The 18,489-nt window shown below is 62.6% G+C and carries 14 protein-coding genes and 2 pseudogenes; 15 read left to right on the top strand and 1 reads right to left on the bottom strand.

What is annotated here, in order from left to right:
- Positions 1 to 162: 162 nt before the first annotated feature.
- The gene (locus ACK59Z_RS05240) at positions 163 to 1,356 is read left to right on the top strand and encodes a cation:proton antiporter (RefSeq protein WP_409292550.1); all 1,194 of its coding nucleotides are present in this window, start codon (positions 163 to 165) and stop codon (positions 1,354 to 1,356) included.
- Between the two features lie 75 nt (positions 1,357 to 1,431).
- Here ACK59Z_RS05240 and ACK59Z_RS05235 read toward each other — a convergent pair.
- Positions 1,432 to 1,581 (bottom strand): annotated as a pseudogene (locus ACK59Z_RS05235) (AbrB family transcriptional regulator); the annotation flags it as partial.
- A gap of 148 nt (positions 1,582 to 1,729) precedes the next feature.
- Between ACK59Z_RS05235 and ACK59Z_RS05230 the strand changes: the two are divergent.
- From ACK59Z_RS05230 to ACK59Z_RS05165, 14 genes and pseudogenes are all read left to right on the top strand, one after another.
- On the top strand, positions 1,730 to 2,650 hold the full coding sequence (locus tag ACK59Z_RS05230) for a LysR substrate-binding domain-containing protein (protein WP_185279422.1): 921 nt from the start codon (positions 1,730 to 1,732) through the stop codon (positions 2,648 to 2,650).
- A 140-nt stretch (positions 2,651 to 2,790) separates the two neighbouring features.
- Positions 2,791 to 4,245 (top strand): FAD-dependent tricarballylate dehydrogenase TcuA, encoded by a 1,455-nt coding sequence (tcuA, locus tag ACK59Z_RS05225; protein ID WP_409292547.1) that lies wholly within the window; start codon positions 2,791 to 2,793, stop codon positions 4,243 to 4,245.
- On the top strand, positions 4,226 to 5,404 hold the full coding sequence (gene tcuB / locus ACK59Z_RS05220; protein ID WP_260441026.1) for a tricarballylate utilization 4Fe-4S protein TcuB: 1,179 nt from the start codon (positions 4,226 to 4,228) through the stop codon (positions 5,402 to 5,404). Before tcuA ends, tcuB begins: the two co-directional genes overlap by 20 nt.
- Before the next feature lie 35 nt (positions 5,405 to 5,439).
- Positions 5,440 to 5,607, top strand: a pseudogene (locus ACK59Z_RS05215) (dicarboxylate/amino acid:cation symporter); the annotation flags it as partial.
- Between the two features lie 118 nt (positions 5,608 to 5,725).
- Positions 5,726 to 7,030: a CitMHS family transporter gene (locus ACK59Z_RS05210; RefSeq protein WP_185279421.1), complete on the top strand. Its 1,305-nt coding sequence runs from the start codon at positions 5,726 to 5,728 to the stop codon at positions 7,028 to 7,030.
- Between the two features lie 292 nt (positions 7,031 to 7,322).
- The gene (locus ACK59Z_RS05205) at positions 7,323 to 7,892 is read left to right on the top strand and encodes an acyl carrier protein (RefSeq protein ID WP_014756385.1); all 570 of its coding nucleotides are present in this window, start codon (positions 7,323 to 7,325) and stop codon (positions 7,890 to 7,892) included.
- Positions 7,893 to 7,903: 11 nt separating this feature from the next.
- Complete coding sequence (locus ACK59Z_RS05200) at positions 7,904 to 9,178, top strand: beta-ketoacyl-[acyl-carrier-protein] synthase family protein (RefSeq protein WP_409292544.1); 1,275 nt, start codon at positions 7,904 to 7,906, stop codon at positions 9,176 to 9,178.
- Between the two features lie 169 nt (positions 9,179 to 9,347).
- The gene (locus ACK59Z_RS05195) at positions 9,348 to 10,262 is read left to right on the top strand and encodes a beta-ketoacyl synthase (protein WP_409292589.1); all 915 of its coding nucleotides are present in this window, start codon (positions 9,348 to 9,350) and stop codon (positions 10,260 to 10,262) included.
- Positions 10,259 to 11,557 (top strand): beta-ketoacyl synthase, encoded by a 1,299-nt coding sequence (locus ACK59Z_RS05190; protein WP_003253962.1) that lies wholly within the window; start codon positions 10,259 to 10,261, stop codon positions 11,555 to 11,557. Before ACK59Z_RS05195 ends, ACK59Z_RS05190 begins: the two co-directional genes overlap by 4 nt.
- Positions 11,554 to 12,765, top strand: a complete 1,212-nt coding sequence (locus ACK59Z_RS05185; RefSeq protein WP_409292542.1) for a beta-ketoacyl synthase N-terminal-like domain-containing protein — start codon at positions 11,554 to 11,556, stop codon at positions 12,763 to 12,765. Before ACK59Z_RS05190 ends, ACK59Z_RS05185 begins: the two co-directional genes overlap by 4 nt.
- A 38-nt stretch (positions 12,766 to 12,803) precedes the next feature.
- Entirely contained in the window at positions 12,804 to 15,674 is a 2,871-nt protein-coding gene (locus tag ACK59Z_RS05180; RefSeq protein ID WP_409292540.1) for an aminotransferase class III-fold pyridoxal phosphate-dependent enzyme, read from the top strand.
- A gap of 9 nt (positions 15,675 to 15,683) precedes the next feature.
- Positions 15,684 to 16,421 (top strand): 3-oxoacyl-ACP reductase family protein, encoded by a 738-nt coding sequence (locus ACK59Z_RS05175; RefSeq protein ID WP_047602939.1) that lies wholly within the window; start codon positions 15,684 to 15,686, stop codon positions 16,419 to 16,421.
- On the top strand, positions 16,418 to 17,182 hold the full coding sequence (locus ACK59Z_RS05170; RefSeq protein WP_409292538.1) for an SDR family NAD(P)-dependent oxidoreductase: 765 nt from the start codon (positions 16,418 to 16,420) through the stop codon (positions 17,180 to 17,182). The genes ACK59Z_RS05175 and ACK59Z_RS05170 overlap by 4 nt, the downstream gene beginning before the upstream one ends.
- A gap of 2 nt (positions 17,183 to 17,184) precedes the next feature.
- A complete protein-coding gene (locus ACK59Z_RS05165) occupies positions 17,185 to 18,468 on the top strand; it encodes a hypothetical protein (protein ID WP_409292536.1) in 1,284 nt (427 codons plus the stop codon).
- Positions 18,469 to 18,489 lie beyond the last annotated feature (21 nt).

The raw sequence follows: 18,489 nt of genomic DNA, 5'->3' as shown, positions 1-18,489 counted from the left end.
GCATCACGGCCTGTGCAGTCATGAACGCCAGGGCCTGATGGGCCAGGGCACGCGGCACATTATCGAGATAGACCTGGGATAACGTCTGCCGCCTTTCGGACCGCCGCACCATAACGCAGTGGTAGCGATTTTATACAGTCGTGTCGATCACGGTGGTTCGTCATGTATCAGAATCTGGCTGTTCTGGCTGCTTTACTGGTGCTGTACGCCAACCTGGCCGGCGCGCTCGAATCCAAACCTATCAACGGCCCTCTGCTGTTCCTGCTGGCGGGCCTGGTCACCGGCCCGGCCGGGTTCGGGTTGCTGAACCTTGCCTTGGACCGCCATGATCTTCGGCTACTGGCCGAACTCACCCTGGCGATCGTGTTGTTCAGCGATGCCGCCCAGGCTGATCTGGGCCAATTGCGCCTTCACCGTAGCCTGCCGCTACGCCTGCTGACGATTGGCCTGCCGCTGACCTTGGTCGCCGGCTGGCTAGCTGCGTGGCTGATATTTCCACGCATGCCATGGTTGGAAATGGCCCTGTTGTCGACGATCCTGGCACCCACCGACGCCGCCCTTGGCAGGGCGGTGGTGACCAACCCCCTCGTGTCGGCCAATGTGCGTGAGAGCCTGAATGTCGAAAGCGGGTTGAACGATGGCATCTGCGTGCCGGTTCTGCTCTTGCTGTTGGCATTGCTGGTGGAGAGCCGCTCGACGATGCCCTTTGCCCTGGCGGGGTACTTCTTGTTGGAGGAACTGGGTATTGGTGCCCTGACGGGGGCGGTCCTGGCACTGATGGTGGGAGGGCTGCTGCGTCTTTCCCAGCGCCACTGCCTGCAGATGGACTCATGGCAACAACTGGTGATGCCCGCCCTGGCTTTGTTGAGCTTCGCCACTGCCCAGGCAATGGGCGGTAGCGGGTTTATCGCCGCGTTCTGCGCAGGTCTGCTGACGGGTTACCTGTTCAAACGGGAAACACAGCCGCTGCTCAAGACCGGCGAATCCTGCGGTGAAGCGCTTTCGCTGTTGACGTGGGTGGTGTTCGGTGCCTATGTGGCGCCCAAGGCCTCGCAAATCTTGTCACCCGCGGTTTGGTTCTACGCGCTGCTGAGTCTTTCGCTGGTGCGTATGGTGCCTGTCTGGGTCAGCCTGGCCGGCAGCGAACTGGCTGCCGAGAGTCGTCTGTTCATTGGCTGGTTCGGCCCTCGTGGTCTGGCGTCTATCGTTTTCGCTGTGCTGGTACTCGATGCGCCGTTGCAAGAGGGCCGCACGATCATCGCCACGACCATCGCTTGCGTCGTGCTCAGCGTGGTATTGCACGGCGTCAGCGCCGCACCAGGTGCTCGTCTGCTGGGGCGCAGCGCGCAAAAGTGAAGGCCCGGACAGCCCGGGTCAGCAGTCACAGCCTCCATGATCAGATGGCTCAATGCCCGAAACAGCCAGACGTTGGCTATGCGTCAGGTCGTCCGGTAGCGTGGTGATGTTGTGCCCGCTTCGGATATCAGCCTCCAGCAATCCCAGGAATGCACCGATGGCAGGGTCTTCATGGATGGTTTCTACACGGCTGACCACGACTTCCCCGGCGCGTACGTCGGACGCTCAGCAGCGCCGCCGCCAACAATCAGGCAGACACCATCGCCCTTGATTCTGAAATTCTAAAGGTGTGTTCACCGGTCGCTAACATTTATCTGCGCAAAAGCTTGATACTCAATGAGCCGCCGACCTTGCTGAATGGGAGATGCCTTTGATGGAGTTACGCCAGCTTCGTTACTTTCTGAGTGTGCTGGAGTGTGGCAGCCTCGGCAGAGCCGCACTCGAAGCGGGCGTTGGGGTATCTGCGTTGAGCCAGCAACTCACGAAGCTCGAAAGTGAGTTGAGTACCCGCCTGCTGACACGCTCTAGCGTTGGCGTCACGCCCACCGCGGCAGGCTTGGCATTCGAATACCATGCGCGCCTGACGCTGCGCCAGGCCGATTACGCCATGTTGGCCGCACGCAGTGGGCGTATGAGTGGGTACGCCAGCGTCGGTATGGCACCCACCACGGCTTCGGTATTGGGCCTGGCGCTGATCGCCAGGATGCGCGAGCGCTACCCTGATATCCGTCTTCATTTGGTGGAAATGCTGTCGGGTTACCTGGTGAACCAGCTCAATACTCGGCACCTGGATTTGGCGGTGTTGTTCCAGCTGGAGGCTGGCATTCGGCTGGATGCGCGGCCGCTGCTGGAGGAGCGGCTGTTCGCATTGGTTCCGGTAGCCTTGGTCAAGGCTGACTGGGGGACGTCGCTGACGTTGCAGCAGATCGCCTCGCTGCCCTTGGTCATGCCCAGTGCCCAGCACGGTCTTCGCGCCACGTTACGCGTCATCCTTGAGCGCGTCGGATTGGACGCGAATATCGTCATGGAGGTTGATGGCCTGTCGCTTCTCATGGATTGCGTCAGCGCAGGTCACGCCGCGACGATCCAACCCGGCGCCACTGTAGCGCGGGCCATGCAGGCAGGCTTGCGGGTGTTTTCGATCGACGATCCGCAAGCTCAGCGTCGTAACTTGGTGGTGAGCCTGGTCGATGATGAACTCTCGCCTGCTGCACTTGCCACGCGAATCGTGCTGCATGAAGTGTCCCGCGAATTGGTGCAGCAGGATCGCTGGCCAGGGGCGCGTTTGCTGTGACCGCCTGCGAACGACCGTCCCTTTAGAAAAACTGAAGACCTCCCCACTGCAATCGTGTTTCGCCCAAGGTACGCGAACCCCTAGAGTCCGGGGTCCGCGAGGAGCTGCCCAACCCTGGCTTCTCGCTCCCTGGAGGCGACATGATCGATGTACTTGTCATTGGCGGCGGCAATGCTGCCCTCTGCGCCGCGCTGATGGCGCGCGAGGCCGGCGCCAGCGTGATGCTGGTGGAAGCCGCGCCCCGCGCCTGGCGAGGCGGCAACTCCCAACACACCCGTAACCTTCGGTGCATGCACGATGCCCCGCAGGACGTGCTGGTGGAGGCTTACCCTGAAGAAGAGTTCTGGCAGGATCTGCTGAAGGTTACTGATGGGCAGACCAACGAGGCCCTGGCGCGTCTGGTGATTCGTGCCTCGTCCGACTGCCGCGGCTGGATGCGCCGCCACGGCGTGCACTTCCAGCCCTCGTTGTCGGGTGCGCTGCACACTGCGCGGACCAACGCTTTCTTCATGGGCGGGGGCAAAGCCCTGGTCAATGCTTATTACCGCAGCGCCGAGCGGCTAGGTGTGCAGGTGCGCTACGACAGCCCGGTGTGCGACCTGGAGGTGCGCGATGGACGTTTCATCGCTGCCCACCTGGCGGCCCGCGACGTCAACGGGCGGCGCCTGCCCGCCGAGCGCATCGAGGCGCGCAGTTGCGTGCTGGCGGCCGGCGGCTTCGAGTCCAATCGACAATGGCTGCGCGAGGCCTGGGGGCAGAATGATCGCGGCGAGTGGCCGGCGGACAACTTCCTGGTGCGGGGCACGCGCTTCAACGATGGCGCGCTGCTGCGGCGCATGATCGACCTGGGTGCCGACACCATCGGCGACCCGACCCAGGCCCACATGGTCGCCATCGATGCCCGCGCACCGCTGTACGACGGCGGTATCTGCACGCGCATCGACTGCGTGTCGCTGGGCGTGGTGGTGAATCGCGACGGCCAGCGTTTCTACGACGAAGGCGAGGATTTCTGGCCCAAGCGCTATGCCATCTGGGGGCGCCTGGTCGCCCAGCAGCCTGGCCAGGTGGGGTTCTCGATCATCGACCAGAAGGCCCTGGGCCGTTTCATGCCGCCGGTGTTCCCTGGCACCCGCGCCGACAGTCTCGAGGCCTTGGCCGTAGCCCTCGAGCTACCGGTGCCTGCGTTTCTCGAGACCCTGCGCGCCTACAACCAGGCATGCCGCCCCGGCACGTTCGACCACACCCGGCTGGACGATTGCCGCACCGACGGCGTGCAACCGGTCAAGAGCCATTGGGCCTTGCCAATCGATAAGCCGCCGTTCTTCGGTTACCCGCTGCGTCCGGGGGTGACGTTCACTTACCTCGGCCTGCGCACCGATGCTACGGCCGCCGTGCATTTCGCTGGACGGCCCAGCCCCAACCTGTTCGTCGCCGGCGAGATGATGGCCGGCAACGTGCTGGGCAAGGGCTACACCGCCGGTGTCGGCATGTCCATCGGTACCGCGTTTGGCCGCATCGCCGGCACCCAGGCGGCTGCTGCCGCCGGCCATTGTGTTTCCCCCTTGGAGGCCCAGCATGACTGTGCAAATGCCTGACCCCCGCGTGTTCGACCCCACCCCGCCACAGGCCGGACTGATCCCGCTGCTGAACCTGGACGAGCAGGAGGTGGACCGGCAGATGCGCATCTGCAACGCCTGCCGTTATTGCGAGGGGTTCTGTGCCGTGTTCCCGGCGATGACCCGTCGACTCGACTTCGGCAAGGCCGACATCCACTATCTGGCCAACCTCTGCCACAACTGTGGCGCCTGCTTGCACGCTTGTCAGTACGCCGCACCGCATGCGTTCGCGGTGAACGTGCCGCAGGCCATGGCCAAGGTACGCGGGCAGACCTACGCCGAGTACGCTTGGCCGGCCCGTTTCGGTCAGCTGTACCGGCGCAATGGCACCTTCGTCGCCGTGGCGTTGGCGCTGGCGCTGTCGCTGTTCTTGCTGCTGGCCTTGCAGGTCAGCGGCACTTTGCTGCCTGGGCGGCTGGCCGGAGACTTCTACGCTGTGTTCCCGCACAACACCTTGGCGCTCCTGTTCGGTGGCGTGTTCAGCGCAGCCGGGGTGGCCCTGGGCGTGGCGTTGAGGCGCTTCTGGCGCACGGTGTCGCCCGCCCAAGCGCGGCAACCGGCCAACGGTGCATTGCAGGAGGCAGCGAGCGCAGTGCTGACGCTCAAGTACTTGGATGGCGGCCATGGCCAAGGCTGCAACAACGCCGACGATCGCTACACGCTGTGGCGTCGACGCTATCATCATTTGACCTTCTACGGCTTCATGCTGTGCTTTGCCGCCACCGTGGTCGCCACCGGTTATCACTACCTGCTGGGCCTGCATGCGCCATACCCGCTGCTCAGCCTGCCGGTGGTCCTCGGCACCCTCGGCGGCATCGGCCTGATCGTCGGGCCAGCGGGCCTGCTGGCGTTGAACCTGCGCCGCGCGCCAGAGCATGGCGACGCCGCGCAGCGCCCCATGGACCGTGCGTTCATCCTGCTTCTGCTGTTGGTCAGCACGACCGGTATGGCGTTGCTGGCCCTGCGTGACACCGAGGTGATGGCGATCCTGCTGGCCGTGCACCTGGGCACCGTCATGGCACTGTTCGTGACCTTGCCCTATGGCAAGTTCGCCCATGGCCTGTTCCGCAGTGCCGCGCTGCTGAAGTTTGCGATCGAAAAGCGCCGGCCCGACCCTCACGGCTTGGGCGGGGACTGAACCATGCCCGGGATGCGATGCGACACCGTGTGTTCAGCCTGGCGAGCAACGCAGTGGCCACCGTGGTGATCTTGCTTTGCGAGGGTGCCTGTGAGCGCGAACCCCTGCTGCGCCGCCTGAATGGTGCGCCGGTAGCGGCACCTGCGGCCGAAGCAGACGCAGCCCAGGCCGACTGGTCCGCCGAACCTCATCGCCACGGCTGACCTAACTGTACACCCCGCATTGACACAAACGCCCACCTGGCATCAAGTGATGCCGGGTGGGGAAGGGGGCCGTCTTCCCGTCGGCCAGCCACGCACAATAAAAACAAGAGAACAAACCATGCTCGCACTTCTGGGCCTGATCATGGTGGTGACCTTCACCTACCTGATCATGAGTAAACGCCTGTCCCCGATCGTCGCACTGACCATCGTGCCGATTGTTTTCGCCCTTGTTGGCGGTTTCGCGCCAGACCTGGGCAAGATGATGCTCGATGGGCTGAAAATGGTCGCACCGTCTGCCGCGCTGCTGCTGTTCGCCATCCTGTTCTTCGGCCTGATGATCGACGCCGGCCTGTTCGACCCGCTGATCCGCAAGATTCTCAAGCGGGTGAATGGCGACCCGATCAAGATCGCTATCGGCACCGCTCTGCTGTCGCTGCTGGTGGCGCTGGACGGTGATGGCACCACGACTTACATGATTACCTGCGCGGCCATGCTGCCGCTGTACAAGCGCATCGGCATGAACCCGATGATCCTGGCGACCGTATCGATGCTGTCATTGAGCATCATGAGCGGCATGAGCCCGTGGGGTGGTCCCGCCACCCGCGCCATTGCCGCGCTCGGTCTGGATGCGACCGAGTACTTCATTCCGATGTTGCCCACCGTCATCGGTGGGGCGGCATGGGTCGTGTTCACCGCCTACCTGCTGGGCCGTGCCGAGCGCCGGCGTATCGGCAATATTGCCCTGGAGTCCGGTGGCGGCAACTGCTATATCAAGGAAATCCTTGGCGACAGCCCGCACAAGCGCCCGCGCCTTGCCTATGTGAACCTGGTGCTGGTGATTGTCGTCATGACTGCGCTGGTGCTGGGGCTGATGCATGCGGCCATCCTGTTCATGATCGGTTTCGTCGCCGCGCTGATGATCAACTACCCGCAGCTGAAGGTGCAGAAAGAACGCATCCTCGCCCATTCGGGCAACGCCATGACCGTGGTGTTGCTGGTGTTCGCCGCGGGCATCTTTGCCGGTATTTTCTCGGGTACCAAGATGGTCGATGCATTGGCCCAGACGCTGGTGGACTGGATTCCGGATGCGTGGAGCCACTGGTTCCCGCTGGTGGTGGCGCTGACCAGCATGCCGCTGACCTTCGTGCTGTCCAACGACGCGTACTACTTCGGCGTTGTGCCGATCCTGGCCAATGCCGCGGCCGCGTATGGCATCGACCCGGTGGAAATTGCCCGCGCCTCGGTGCTGGGGCAGCCTGTGCACCTGATGAGCCCGCTGGTGGCTTCCACCTTGTTGCTGGTGGGCATGGTCGACAGGGATATCGGTGATTTCCAGAAAGCCACCTTCAAGTGGGCCGTGCTCACTTCTCTGGTGATCACGGCGCTGGCACTGCTGACGGGCGCCTTGCCTTTCATGGTTTGAAGCACTCAGGGCGCCGCTTGCGGGTACGGTGACACCCCATTTCTGGAACTATCGTACTGTTTCAAGCCTTCGATTTTGTCATCTTACGATTCCTCTCCAAGCCCCATTGAGCTGCATAAATCAAAGGTTTCAGGGTGCGTCGGGATTTCCCACAAAAAGCACTGATGGCACGTTGACTCTCCCCTTAGGGGGAGACTTTAGACTCCCGGCCCTCGATAGATCTGGCCTGAAAACAGCTTTTTTGGCCCGATGACTTTATTCATTCAATGCGGCTTTTGTAGGGAAACAATCAATGAATAATCCGTTGGAACTGGACAGCGTTATCAGCAGTACACAGGAGATTCTTGCGCAGTTGCTGGTGTTGGACAGGGGCGACGTGACAGAGCACAGCAGTATCGTTGACGACCTCAGCGCCGACTCGCTGGACATCGTCGACCTGAGCTTCCAGCTGGGCCGTCAGTACGGTTGCACCTTGCCGAAAACCAGCGTGCTGGATCACGCGGTAGCGGTGTTTGGCGACGCCACCCGGTTTATCGAAAAAGGCCGAATCACGCAGGACGGCGTGGCCTTGCTGGAGCAGAGCCTCAGCGCTTATGCGCCGGGCCAGTTGCACGTGGGCATGCAGCCGGGCGATGTCTTCTCAGCCACCACCGTGCGGAACTGGGCGCAGCAATGCCATAACGTGTTCAACCACCTCCCCGAAACCTGCCCTGAGTGTGGCGCGGCTCATGCCCAACTCAATGAACGCCAACAAGTGGTGTGTGGCGGTTGCAGTGCTCGCCTGACCCCTCTGGACGGTGACTCGATCTCCCGTCTGTTGGTTGAGCAGTACGCGGCCACCCAGTTGAAGGCTTCGGCGTAGGGGGTGCCTTGATGCAGGCCCGAGAGGTTCTGGTCACCGGCTATGGACTGGTGGCTCCCACGGCACTGGATGCGGCCTCGCTGTTCACGACGATCAGCGAAAACCGTTCCTGCATTGGCCAGCACCCGGCGTTTGTCGAACTGGGGTTTGCGAACCCGGCGGCCGGATTTATCGATGAGCAACAATGGCAGGTCATCGCGGCGGCCTTTCCGGGCGACTTGCAGACCACCTCCCGCCAGGAATGGCTGGCGCATTACGTGGCCCGTCAGGCGCTGGCCCATGCCGGGTTGGCCGACGGCGCTTTTGCCCGAGTCGCCAGCGGTATTTTCGTCGGGGCCAACAAACATTGCGTGAGCGGTGATTTGCGGGACGCCAGCCGTTACATGGACGATCAGGGGCGGGTCGATCTCGACCAGTTCCTGGATAACCACACCCTCAGCGGTGGGGCGTTTGCCCGGCGGGTTGATCAGCAAACCTGCCATCTCGCCGAATGGCTGGGCGTCCGTGACCATATCTCCACGCATTCCGATGCCTGTGCCGCCGGCACCATGGCCATCGGCAGCGCCTATCGGGCGATCGCCCGTGGCGAGATCGACCTGGCGTTGTGTGGCGCTGTGGAGTTGATGGCCCATGAATTGTCCTACTACAGCTTTGATGGGCTGGGCGCACTCTGCCAGCGCGTGGACTTTTCCCCACAAGAACAGAGCCGGCCGTTCATGCCGGACCGCTGCGGCTTTGTGCTGAGTGAAGGGGCGGCGCTGTTGGTGCTGGAATCCCGCGAGCATGCCGAGCGTCGTCAGGCCTGTTCGCTGGGCCGGGTGCTGGGTTACGCGAATCTGTGCGAGGCAGAGAAAATCACCTCCAGCAGCCGCGACGGCAGCAAGTATGCCGCCTGCATGACGGCGGCCCTGGCCGATGCCGAACTGACCAGTGCGGCTGTGGACCATGTGAATGTTCACGGTACGTCGACACAGGCCAATGACCGTTGCGAGGCCCTGGGCCTGGTGCAGGTCTTCGGCGAAACCCTGGAGCAGATGACGTTCACTGCCAACAAGTCTGCCGTAGGGCATTCGTTGGCCGGCAGCGGTGCCATTGAGGCAGTGCTGTCGTTGATGAGCATTCAGTTGGGCGTGGCCTTGCCGACCCTCAATTTTCAGCCGGAAAAATCCGAATTTCCGGCGTTGAAATTCCTTTGTGAACCGTTGCAGCAACCGATCAATGTCGTGCTTTCCAACTCCTTCGGGTTTGGTGGCGTGAACAGTTCGTTGGTGCTGGGCAGGGCATGACATGACCAGATCCAATTCAACCGCTGTTTATATCACTGCTGCGTCGGTACTCAACGCCGCCGGTACTGAGTGTGCGCCTCGTGACAGTCAACCTCAGGCCGCGCAACCGCTGGATTTCGACCCGGCACGTCTGGCCCATTGTGTGGCAGCGCCCGCCTTGCCGGCGGGTGTGTACGACCGCAAACTGTCCCGCAGCCTCGAGCCTCAGGGCGCGCGCCTGCTGTATTGCGCCGGCCGTCTCGCCGAGACCTTGCGTGGGCTGGGACTGCCCGACGAGCGGATCGCATTGACCGCTGCCATTCCGGAAGTGGATGGCCCCAGCTCGTGCTGGGATGCAGTGCAGGCCATTGGTGCACAACCGGCAGATCTGTTGGCGCAATTCTTTGCCCACACACCGCCGCTGCATGCGCTGATGATGCTCAACAGCAGCGTCATGGCCCACGCGGCTGAGGCCTTGCGCTGCAAGGGGCCCATGGGCGGTTTTTGCTCCCAGGGCAATGCGGGGCTGGATGCTTTGATGGAGGCCGCTGCCCATCTGAGCGAAAGCCGTGCCGATGCTGCCGTCGTCGTCAGCAGCAGTCCGAACATCACCCCCGCGTTGTACCTGCGTGACGCTACTCACCCACCTGTGAACCCCGGCCCGTGGGTTTTCGGCGAAGGTGCTGCGGCACTGTTGCTGACGACCAACCCGGGCAGCGGTGCTCAATCTGCGTTGCGTATTGCCGGGTTTGCACGGGGTTACAGCGCGCAACCCGAGCGTGGACTGGCGGTTGGTCGCGACGTCATCGAGCGTGCTTTGAGCAACGAAAAACTGTGCCTCAGCGATGTCGGGCAAGTCGTCGCCGATGCACAGGATCCGCAGATTGCCGCGTTGTTTACCCTATCGGGGCACACCCTCGAACACTCCAAGGCGTTGCTAGGTGACTTGGGCGCCAGCGCCTTGCTCAGCGAAATTGCTGTGACCTGGGCACTGGATTGCAGCCGTTACACGCTGTTGCTCGACCATAGCCGAGGCGGGCATTGGGGCGCGGTGCTGCTGGCCAGAACGTCGTCGGACACAGAGACAATGGAGAGTTACCCATGAGCCCCACACGGATCGTGATCACGGGCATGGGCGCCGTCACCGGCTTCGGTTTCGAGTGGCAGTCCATGTGGCAAAGCATGTTGGCCGGCGAGCATTGCATTCGGCCATGGCAACCGGAAGGCGTCGAGGCGGGTGCGTTCCCCGTGCGTTACGCAGCGCCCGTGGATATGGGCTTGATGCCGGCACACTTGAAAGACCATCCGGCCTGGGGATTGTCGCTGGAAAAACGCACCCGCTTGGGTTGGGTCGCGGCCACCCAAGCCATTGCCGATAGTGGTCTGAGCCCCGAACAGTTGCGTGGCGCGGCGGTATTGTCAGCGTCCGGCGCACCTGCTCATCGTTTGCAGGACATGCTGCTCAGCCTGGCGGATAACCCGGCGCAGGCGCCGTCCTGGGCTCAATTGATGGCGCGACAGGCGCAGGTCGATCCTGACAGTTCACTGTGTCAGAGCAACGACCGCCTTGCGCGGGTGATTGCCGATGGCATCGGCAGTGAAGGCCCGGTGATCAATATCAGCAGCGCCTGCGCGGGAGCGTCCCAGGCCATCGGCAATGCATTCCAGATGATCCGTCGCGGCGAGGTCGAGCTGGCCATTGCCGGGGGCGCCGATTCGGTGCTGAGCCTGGACACCATGACCGCGCTGTATCTGCTCGGCGCCGCCAGCAGCGAACAGCGCTGGGGCACCGAACTGTGTCGGCCGTTCGACCGCCATCGCAGTGGCTTGATTGCGGGTGAAGGCGGTGGTTTTGTCGTGCTCGAAACCCTCGAACGGGCGCTCGCCCGAGGGGCCACGCCGTACGCCGAAGTGCTGGGTTTCGGCAGCAGCCTGGATGCCTACAAAATCACCGCCCCCGACCCGCAGGGCCGTGGCGCGGTGCTGGCGATGCAGGCGGCCCTGACGGATGCCGGGCTGGCGCCACAACAGGTCGACCTGATCAATGCCCACGGTACCTCGACACCCCTCAACGATGCCGCCGAAACCCTGGCGATCAAGACCCTGTTCGCCGAGCGCGAACATTATCGGCGGTTGCTGGTGACGGCCAACAAATCCCAGTTCGGCCACCTGATTGCGGCCGCCGGAGCACCGGAGTTCATGCTCACGGCCCTGGCCTGCCGGGATGATCGGGTCACGCCGACCCTGAACCTGCAGGATGCCGACGAACAATGCGACCTTGACTACTGCGCCCATCAAGCGGTCAAGCGCAAGGTTGACGTTGCCCTGAGCAACTCCTTCGGTTTCGGCGGCCTCAACACTTCACTGGCGCTGGGCAAGTACCGGGAGGCGCCGCGATGAAACAGGCGGTCGCGATTGCCGGTGCGGGTTGCGTGTTGCCCAGCGGTTGGGGTGTCGAGCCTTTCTGGGCGGCCGCAACCGAAGGGCGCAGTGCAATTACGGCGCTGAACGCCCGACGGTTCAGCAGCGAACGCGTGGTGGCGTTCGGGCAAATTCAGGATCAGGACCACCAACGCAGCCGACAAGACCTTGCGCAAAACCTTCAGCGTTACTGCACGCCGGCAGTGATCTGGGGTGTCAGCGCGGTACGTCAGGCGTTGGAAGAAGCCGGCCTGGCCGATGAGCCGCCGGATGTCCGTTTCGGTTTGTATTGCTGTCAGGGCGGCTACACCCATCCGTCTCTGGAATCCTATGCCGAGTTGTTGCTCGGCTGTCGGCAGGACGGCGTCGCCGACATGGCGGCGTTCGCCAAACGGATCCTGCAAGACCGTGCGCAGGACCCTTTTCTGGTGCTCAAAGGCTTGAGCAACTGCTTGCTGGGTGTCACCAGCCTGGCGCTGAAACTGGTGGGCGAGTGCAACGCCTATATGCAAGGTGTCGCCGGCAACTTGGCAGCCTTGCGTGAGGCTACGGCCGCTTTGCAGGATGGCCGAATTGACGCGGCAATCGTTGTCGGTGCGGGCAGCGAGCTGGATGCCCTGGCGCTGTCCGGGTTGGTCCAGGCGGGTGTCATCAGCGCCAACGGCTCGAACACGCTGCTGCCGTTTGACCTTCGGGGCACTGGCGGCATTGCCGGGGAGGGCGCGGCAGCGCTGGTGCTGCGCCGGCGCGAAGACCTGCCGGCCGGTCCTCAGGCGTGCCTCGCCGACATGACGGCCCATGCCTCCCTCGGTCGCTTGAGCCTGCCCGACAGCCCAACCGATGTGTTGGTGTGCAGCGGCACCGGCGATGCGCACAAAGACCGCGTGTTGTGCCAGACGCTGGCCCTTGCGCGCGCCTCGCACATCACCAGCGGGTTGGCGATCAACGGCATTCTCAGCGCGGCGCCGAGCCTGGTGGATCTGACTCTTGCGCGTTGCGCATTGCTGGCCCAAAGCGTGCCGCCGATTGCCGGTTTGCAGCAACCAGTGGCGAACCTGCCGTTCATTCAGGGCGCGCCCCACAGCGCGAGCCTTGCGCACTGCCTGGTGCTGAACCGCGACGACAACGGATTCAGCGCCGCCTATCAAGTGCTCTACAGCGCAAAGGTCACTCAGGACTGCCGCTGACTGCCGCCTCTTTTTTACTTTCAAGGGATATGACTGTCATGGATTATCGCGATTTCGTTCGGCCCAAATTCGTCGGCCTGCTCCAGGCACTGGGCCTGGAGTGTGAATTTGAGCGCGCCCTCGGTAGCCAGTTGTTCTACCGCAACCCCAAGGGCGATATGGTCACGGTCACCGACTTTCTCGGCGGTTACGGTGCGGCACTGTTCGGCCACAACGACCCTCAGTTTGTCGATCAGCTATGTGCGCTGCTGCGCAGCGACGTGCCGTTCAACGCACAAATGTCGATCCGCGGTGCGGCCGGGCAATTGGGGCGAGCGCTCAGCGACGCCTTCAATCGCGAACTGAAGAACACCGAACGTTATATTTCGACTTTCTCCAACAGCGGCGCGGAGGCGGTGGAGATCGCCGTCAAGCACGCGGAGTTCCGTCGCCAGAAGAGCCTGCAAAAGCAGTTCGACGACATCGATTTCACCCTGGCCAGCCTGACCGCCAGCGAACACGCTTACCGCGAACTGGATGTGGCCGACCTCGACCTGCCTGCAGGTGTCCTGCCGGCCACCCTTAACAGCGTGACCTTGCGTCAGGTGGTTGAAGCCGTTCGCCAACACAACCTGGCGCAGTTGCACATCGAACCGGTATTCGTCGCCCTGCGCGGCAGCTTCCACGGCAAATTGGTCAATACCGTGCAACTGACCTATGGCCGTCAGTACCGCGCGCCGTTTTCCCGTTTTGGTCTGAACGTCGAGTTCATCGACCCACAGCAGCCCCATCAGTTGCAGGCATTGCCGGCCCGGCACACGCACCATTGGTTGAGCCTGCAATGGGACGGCGAACACCTGCACGTGCTGCAACTGCCGTTCAGTGCGATTACCGCTGTGTTGATGGAACCGATTCAGGGCGAAGGCGGTATCAACGAGTTCGCGGCCGAGTTCTATCTGGGGCTGCGCAAGCTGTGTAACGAGCAACAATGCCCGCTGGTGGTCGATGAAGTGCAGTCGGGTTTTGGTCGCGCCGGGACGTTTCTTGCCAGCAGCCAGTTCAACCTGCAAGGCGACTATTATTGCCTGTCCAAGGCCCTCGGCGGCGGCTTGATGAAAATCGCCGCGACGGTGATCCGCAGCAGCCACTACGAAGGCGAGTTCAGCTACATCCACAGCTCGACCTTCGCCGAGGACGACCCGTCCTGCCATATCGCGCTGTCGGCATTGCGCCGGTTGTTCGCCGATGACGACGCGATGCTCAAAGACATATGCACCAAGGGCGCCTACCTCAAAGCCTCGCTCAATGAACTGAAGATGGCCTATCCGGATGTGATCGCCGATGTGCGCGGGCGTGGCTTGCTGGTGGGGCTGGAATTGCACGATTTGAGTGTCAGCAGCTCGCTGGTACAGGCGTCGGCCCAGTACAATGATGCCTTGGGTTACTTGATCGCCGGTTACCTGTTGCAATTCGAAGCGTTGCGGGTGGCACCGTCGGGCAGCAACTCCAACGTGATTCGCCTGGAGCCGCCAGCCTGTATCACCCTGGGCGAAATCGACAAGCTGATCGCTGCCCTGCAACGGGTCTGCGACATGCTGCGCCGTGGCGATGCCTTGCCGTTGGCGGCGGGTATCTGCGCGGACTCGATGCCCGCCGTGCCAGCCCGTCAGGACGATTTTCGGGTGGCCGAGCCCGTTGAAAACAGGGATGCCAAGGTCGAAGTCGTCGCTCGGGTAGCGTTCATCAACCACCTGATCGATGCCGATATCCTCGGTGACGTCGATCCCTCGCTGGCAGCCCTGAGCCCGGAACAAAAACGCACGTTCATCAATCGCACCAAGCCTGAACGCCGCGCTGTGCCAGTCGGCCCGGTGATCATTCGGTCGCGCCTCGGCATGGCGGTGGAGTTCACGTTATACCCGCTGTGCATGGACTCGGATGCCATGGCCGAGTACATCCGCAGCGGTGACCTGGACAGCATTCGCGAAGAAGTCGGCAGGCGTGTCACCGATGCCCGCGCCGATGGCTGCAGCATCGCCGGCCTCGGGATGTACACCTCGATCGTCACCAACAATTGTCAGGCGCTGAAGATTGCCGACATGGCGCTGACGTCCGGCAACGCCCTGACCATCGGCATGGGGCTCGAAGCCATCGAGCAAGGCTGTGTACAGCAAGGTCTGGCACTTTGCGAGCAAACCGCTGCCGTTGTCGGCGCCGCCGGTAACGTTGCGTCGACCTATGCCTCGGTGCTGTCCGCCACCGTCGATCACCTGATTCTGATTGGCAGCGGTCGTGACGGCTCGGTTCGGCGCCTGGAGAAAACCGCGCAACAGATCTACGCCGACGCGGCCCGTTCGATCCTCAAAGGCACGGCCGAACACGACCGGTTGGCGCAGCGACTGCTGACCCTTGATGGTTTTCGTGGCGTGTTGCACTCACATGGCCAAAAAGCCGACCTCGGTTTGCACATCGCCCGTCTGGTGGATGAGCGCCTTGGCGCGAACGCCTTCATCACGGTCACCAACGATCTCGACGCCATCAAGGGCGCACGGATTGTCCTGTGCGCTGCCAATGCGCCTCAGCCGTTCCTCGGTGCCGAACATTTCGCCGAGCGCAGCGTGATTTGCGATATCGCCGTGCCGCTGAACGTCCATCAAGACCTGCCGAGCCAACGCGAAGACGTGCTCTATATGCACGGCGGCATCGTCCAGACGCCGTTCGACGATGGCCTGGCGCCCAACGTGCGGGCCTATCTGAAAAAAGGTCAGCTGTATGCGTGCATGGCCGAGTCGGTGTTGATGGGCTTGTCTGGCATGAGCCAGCACGGCTCCTACGGCGATATCAGCCGTGAGCAAGTTCAGCAGGTCCGCGCACTGGCCGCGACCCACGGTTTCACCCTCGCGCAATTCAAAACTCAAAACTCACTTTAAGGAGCGGTCATGACTCAGAAAATAGCTGTCGTGACCGGCGGCAGTCGCGGCATTGGCAAGTCCATCGTGCTGGCCCTGGCCGGCGCGGGTTATCAGGTTGCCTTCAGTTATGTCCGTGACGAGGCGTCAGCCGCTGCCTTGCAGGCGCAGGTCGAAGGGCTCGGCCGGGACTGCCTGGCCGTGCAGTGTGATGTCAAGGATGCGCAGAGCATTCAGGCGTTTTTTGAACGGGTCGAGCAACGTTTCGAGCGTATCGACTTGTTGGTCAACAACGCCGGTATTACCCGTGACGGTTTGCTCGCCACGCAATCGTTGAGCGACATCACCGAGGTCATCCAGACCAACCTGGTCGGCACGTTGTTGTGCTGTCAGCAGGTGCTGCCCTGCATGATGCGCCAACGCAGCGGGTGCATCGTCAACCTCAGTTCGGTGGCCGCGCAAAAGCCCGGCAAGGGCCAGAGCAACTACGCCGCCGCCAAAGGCGGGGTAGAAGCATTGACACGCGCACTGGCGGTGGAGTTGGCGCCGCGCAACATCCGGGTCAACGCGGTGGCGCCCGGCATCGTCAGCACCGACATGAGCCAAGCCCTGGTCGGCGCCCATGAGCAGGAAATCCAGTCGCGGCTGTTGATCAAACGGTTCGCCCGCCCTGAAGAAATTGCCGACGCGGTGCTGTATCTGGCCGAGCGCGGCCTGTACGTCACGGGCGAAGTCTTGTCCGTCAACGGCGGATTGAAAATGCCATGAGCCAGGTACGCACGATTGTGATTACCGGCGCGGCCAATGGTATTGGCCGCGCCGTCGCGGAAAGTTTTGCAGCCCAGGCCGAGCACCTTTTGATCTTGCTTGATCGGGATCTGGCAACCTTGCAGAGCTGGGTCACCGAGGGCGAATTTGCCGCTCGCATCGAAACCCATCAAGCGGACATCGCCGATCTCGCCAGCCTGCAACTTCTGTTCAAGGGCCTGGCCAACCGGGTCGGCTTTGTCGATGTGCTGGTCAACAGCGCCGGGGTCTGCGACGAGAACGAACCCGAAGACCTCGACAACTGGCACAAGGTGATTTCGATCAACCTCAACGGCACCTTTCACGTCACCTCGTTGTGCCTGCCACTGATGGCGGAGGGTGGGCGGATCGTCAACATGTCGTCGATCCTCGGCCGAGCGGGCAAGGTTCGCAACACCGCTTACTGCGCCTCCAAGCACGGCATCATCGGCATGACCAAAGCCTTGGCGCTGGACCTGGCGCCACGGCGAATCACCGTCAATGCCATCCTGCCCGCCTGGATCGACACACCGATGCTGCAAGGCGAATTGGCGGCTCAAGCGCGCATCGCCGGGATCACCCACGAGCAAATCCTGCGCAATGCCAAGAAGAAGTTGCCGCTGCGGCGCTTCATTCAAGGCGACGAAGTGGCGGCCATGGTTCGTTATCTGGCGAGCCCGCAGGCGAGTGGTGTCACGGCGCAAAGCCTGATGATCGACGGCGGTGCCGGGTTGGGAATGTAGCCATGGCTCGACTGGGATTGAACCGCGGCCTTTTGGCCGCGCTGGTCAGCCTCGGCTCGCCAGTGGCGATCGCCGAGTGGTTGCCGGAGCATCATGAAGCGGAGATCGGCGTTGCCACGGCCGTGCGTCTGCACGGTGACGACCGGGTCACGCAAAAGGCCGTGTACCTCAAGTTCAGCCTGGAGGATGCCTGGGACAGCGGCTACTACAAGGCCAAGGGCCGAGCCCGTTACGACTTCCGTTATGACGGCAACAACCCATACAGCGCGCAAGCCCGGGACGATTACCGGGCGACTGCCGATTGGCGGCACCTTTACTGGGGGCTCTACGTCGGTGACGGCGAGCTGACGGTGGGCTGGCAGCAGGTGGTGTGGGGACGTGCAGATGAATTACGGGTGCTCGATCAGATCAACCCGCTGGATTATCGCGAGGGTGTGATCGGTCTGTTGGAAGACAGCCGCATCGCCGTGCCGATGATTCGCCTGGTGCAGCCGGTCGCCGAGTGGGAGCTGGAAGCGCTGGTGATCACTGAGTTTGTGAAAAACCAGGCGCCGGCCGTCGGCAGCGAGTTCGATGCACCGATCTTTGCCACACCCGATCCGCAGATGTTCGTGGTCGATTCGCGGCCCGGTTATGACGGTCACAGTGGCTTCGGTTACGGCGCCAGTGCCAACGGCCGGATCGGCACGGTGGATGTCAGCTTCGTTGCCCTCAACGCCCGCCAACAGGACCCGGTTTACGCCGTCGAAAGCCAGACCGAAGAGGGCCTGATTCGCCTCGAGCGGCAATTCCCGCGCTATTCCATGGGCGGCGCCGGTGTGGCCATCGATGCCGGCCACAGCATCGTGGTACGCAGTGAAGTCGCCTACTTCGACAATTGGCGCGTCACCAATCCTTACCGCGCTTACGGCAGCGACCAGACGGCGATGACCAAGTCGCTGCTGGGCGTCGATTACCTCTTGCGGGACTGGCTGATCTCGACGCAGTGGCAACATCAGCGGCTGCTCGACTGGCAGCCCGGCATGGTCCAGGACAAACGCGACGACCTGTTCACCGTGTCTGCCGAAGGCTCGCAGTTCCAGGATCGCCTCAAGACCCGTCTGGTATTCGGCATGTCGCCGCCAGCGCAGGACGACAGTTTCGTTCAGGGGATCTTCACCTACAAACCGGTGGACTGGCTCAAGTTGGGGCTCGAAGTCGATGTGTTCTTCGGCAAGCCCGACCGCCAGTTCGGTGCGTACGACAACCGCGACCAGATGCGCTTGTCCGCCGGTTATCTGTTCTGACCACACCGGTGCGGTGTGCGA

The sequence above is a fragment of the Pseudomonas sp. KCJK9058 genome (assembly GCF_046230975.1).
Classification (GTDB): domain Bacteria; phylum Pseudomonadota; class Gammaproteobacteria; order Pseudomonadales; family Pseudomonadaceae; genus Aquipseudomonas; species Aquipseudomonas alloputida.
The sequence above is the reverse complement of the archived record's forward strand: the minus strand, read 5'-3'. Positions and strand labels throughout refer to the sequence as shown.

Excerpts from the sequence above, each read along its gene's own strand:
- ACK59Z_RS05180 (WP_409292540.1), top strand. The coding sequence starts at position 12,804 with ATGGATTATCGCGATTTCGTTCGGCCCAAATTCGTCGGCCTGCTCCAG.
- tcuA (WP_409292547.1), top strand. The coding sequence starts at position 2,791 with ATGATCGATGTACTTGTCATTGGCGGCGGCAATGCTGCCCTCTGCGCC.
- ACK59Z_RS05205 (WP_014756385.1), top strand. The coding sequence starts at position 7,323 with ATGAATAATCCGTTGGAACTGGACAGCGTTATCAGCAGTACACAGGAG.
- ACK59Z_RS05210 (WP_185279421.1), top strand. The coding sequence starts at position 5,726 with ATGCTCGCACTTCTGGGCCTGATCATGGTGGTGACCTTCACCTACCTG.
- tcuB (WP_260441026.1), top strand. The coding sequence starts at position 4,226 with ATGACTGTGCAAATGCCTGACCCCCGCGTGTTCGACCCCACCCCGCCA.
- ACK59Z_RS05165 (WP_409292536.1), top strand. The coding sequence starts at position 17,185 with ATGGCTCGACTGGGATTGAACCGCGGCCTTTTGGCCGCGCTGGTCAGC.
- ACK59Z_RS05240 (WP_409292550.1), top strand. The coding sequence starts at position 163 with ATGTATCAGAATCTGGCTGTTCTGGCTGCTTTACTGGTGCTGTACGCC.
- ACK59Z_RS05200 (WP_409292544.1), top strand. The coding sequence starts at position 7,904 with ATGCAGGCCCGAGAGGTTCTGGTCACCGGCTATGGACTGGTGGCTCCC.
- ACK59Z_RS05170 (WP_409292538.1), top strand. The coding sequence starts at position 16,418 with ATGAGCCAGGTACGCACGATTGTGATTACCGGCGCGGCCAATGGTATT.
- ACK59Z_RS05175 (WP_047602939.1), top strand. The coding sequence starts at position 15,684 with ATGACTCAGAAAATAGCTGTCGTGACCGGCGGCAGTCGCGGCATTGGC.
- ACK59Z_RS05185 (WP_409292542.1), top strand. The coding sequence starts at position 11,554 with ATGAAACAGGCGGTCGCGATTGCCGGTGCGGGTTGCGTGTTGCCCAGC.
- ACK59Z_RS05190 (WP_003253962.1), top strand. The coding sequence starts at position 10,259 with ATGAGCCCCACACGGATCGTGATCACGGGCATGGGCGCCGTCACCGGC.
- ACK59Z_RS05230 (WP_185279422.1), top strand. The coding sequence starts at position 1,730 with ATGGAGTTACGCCAGCTTCGTTACTTTCTGAGTGTGCTGGAGTGTGGC.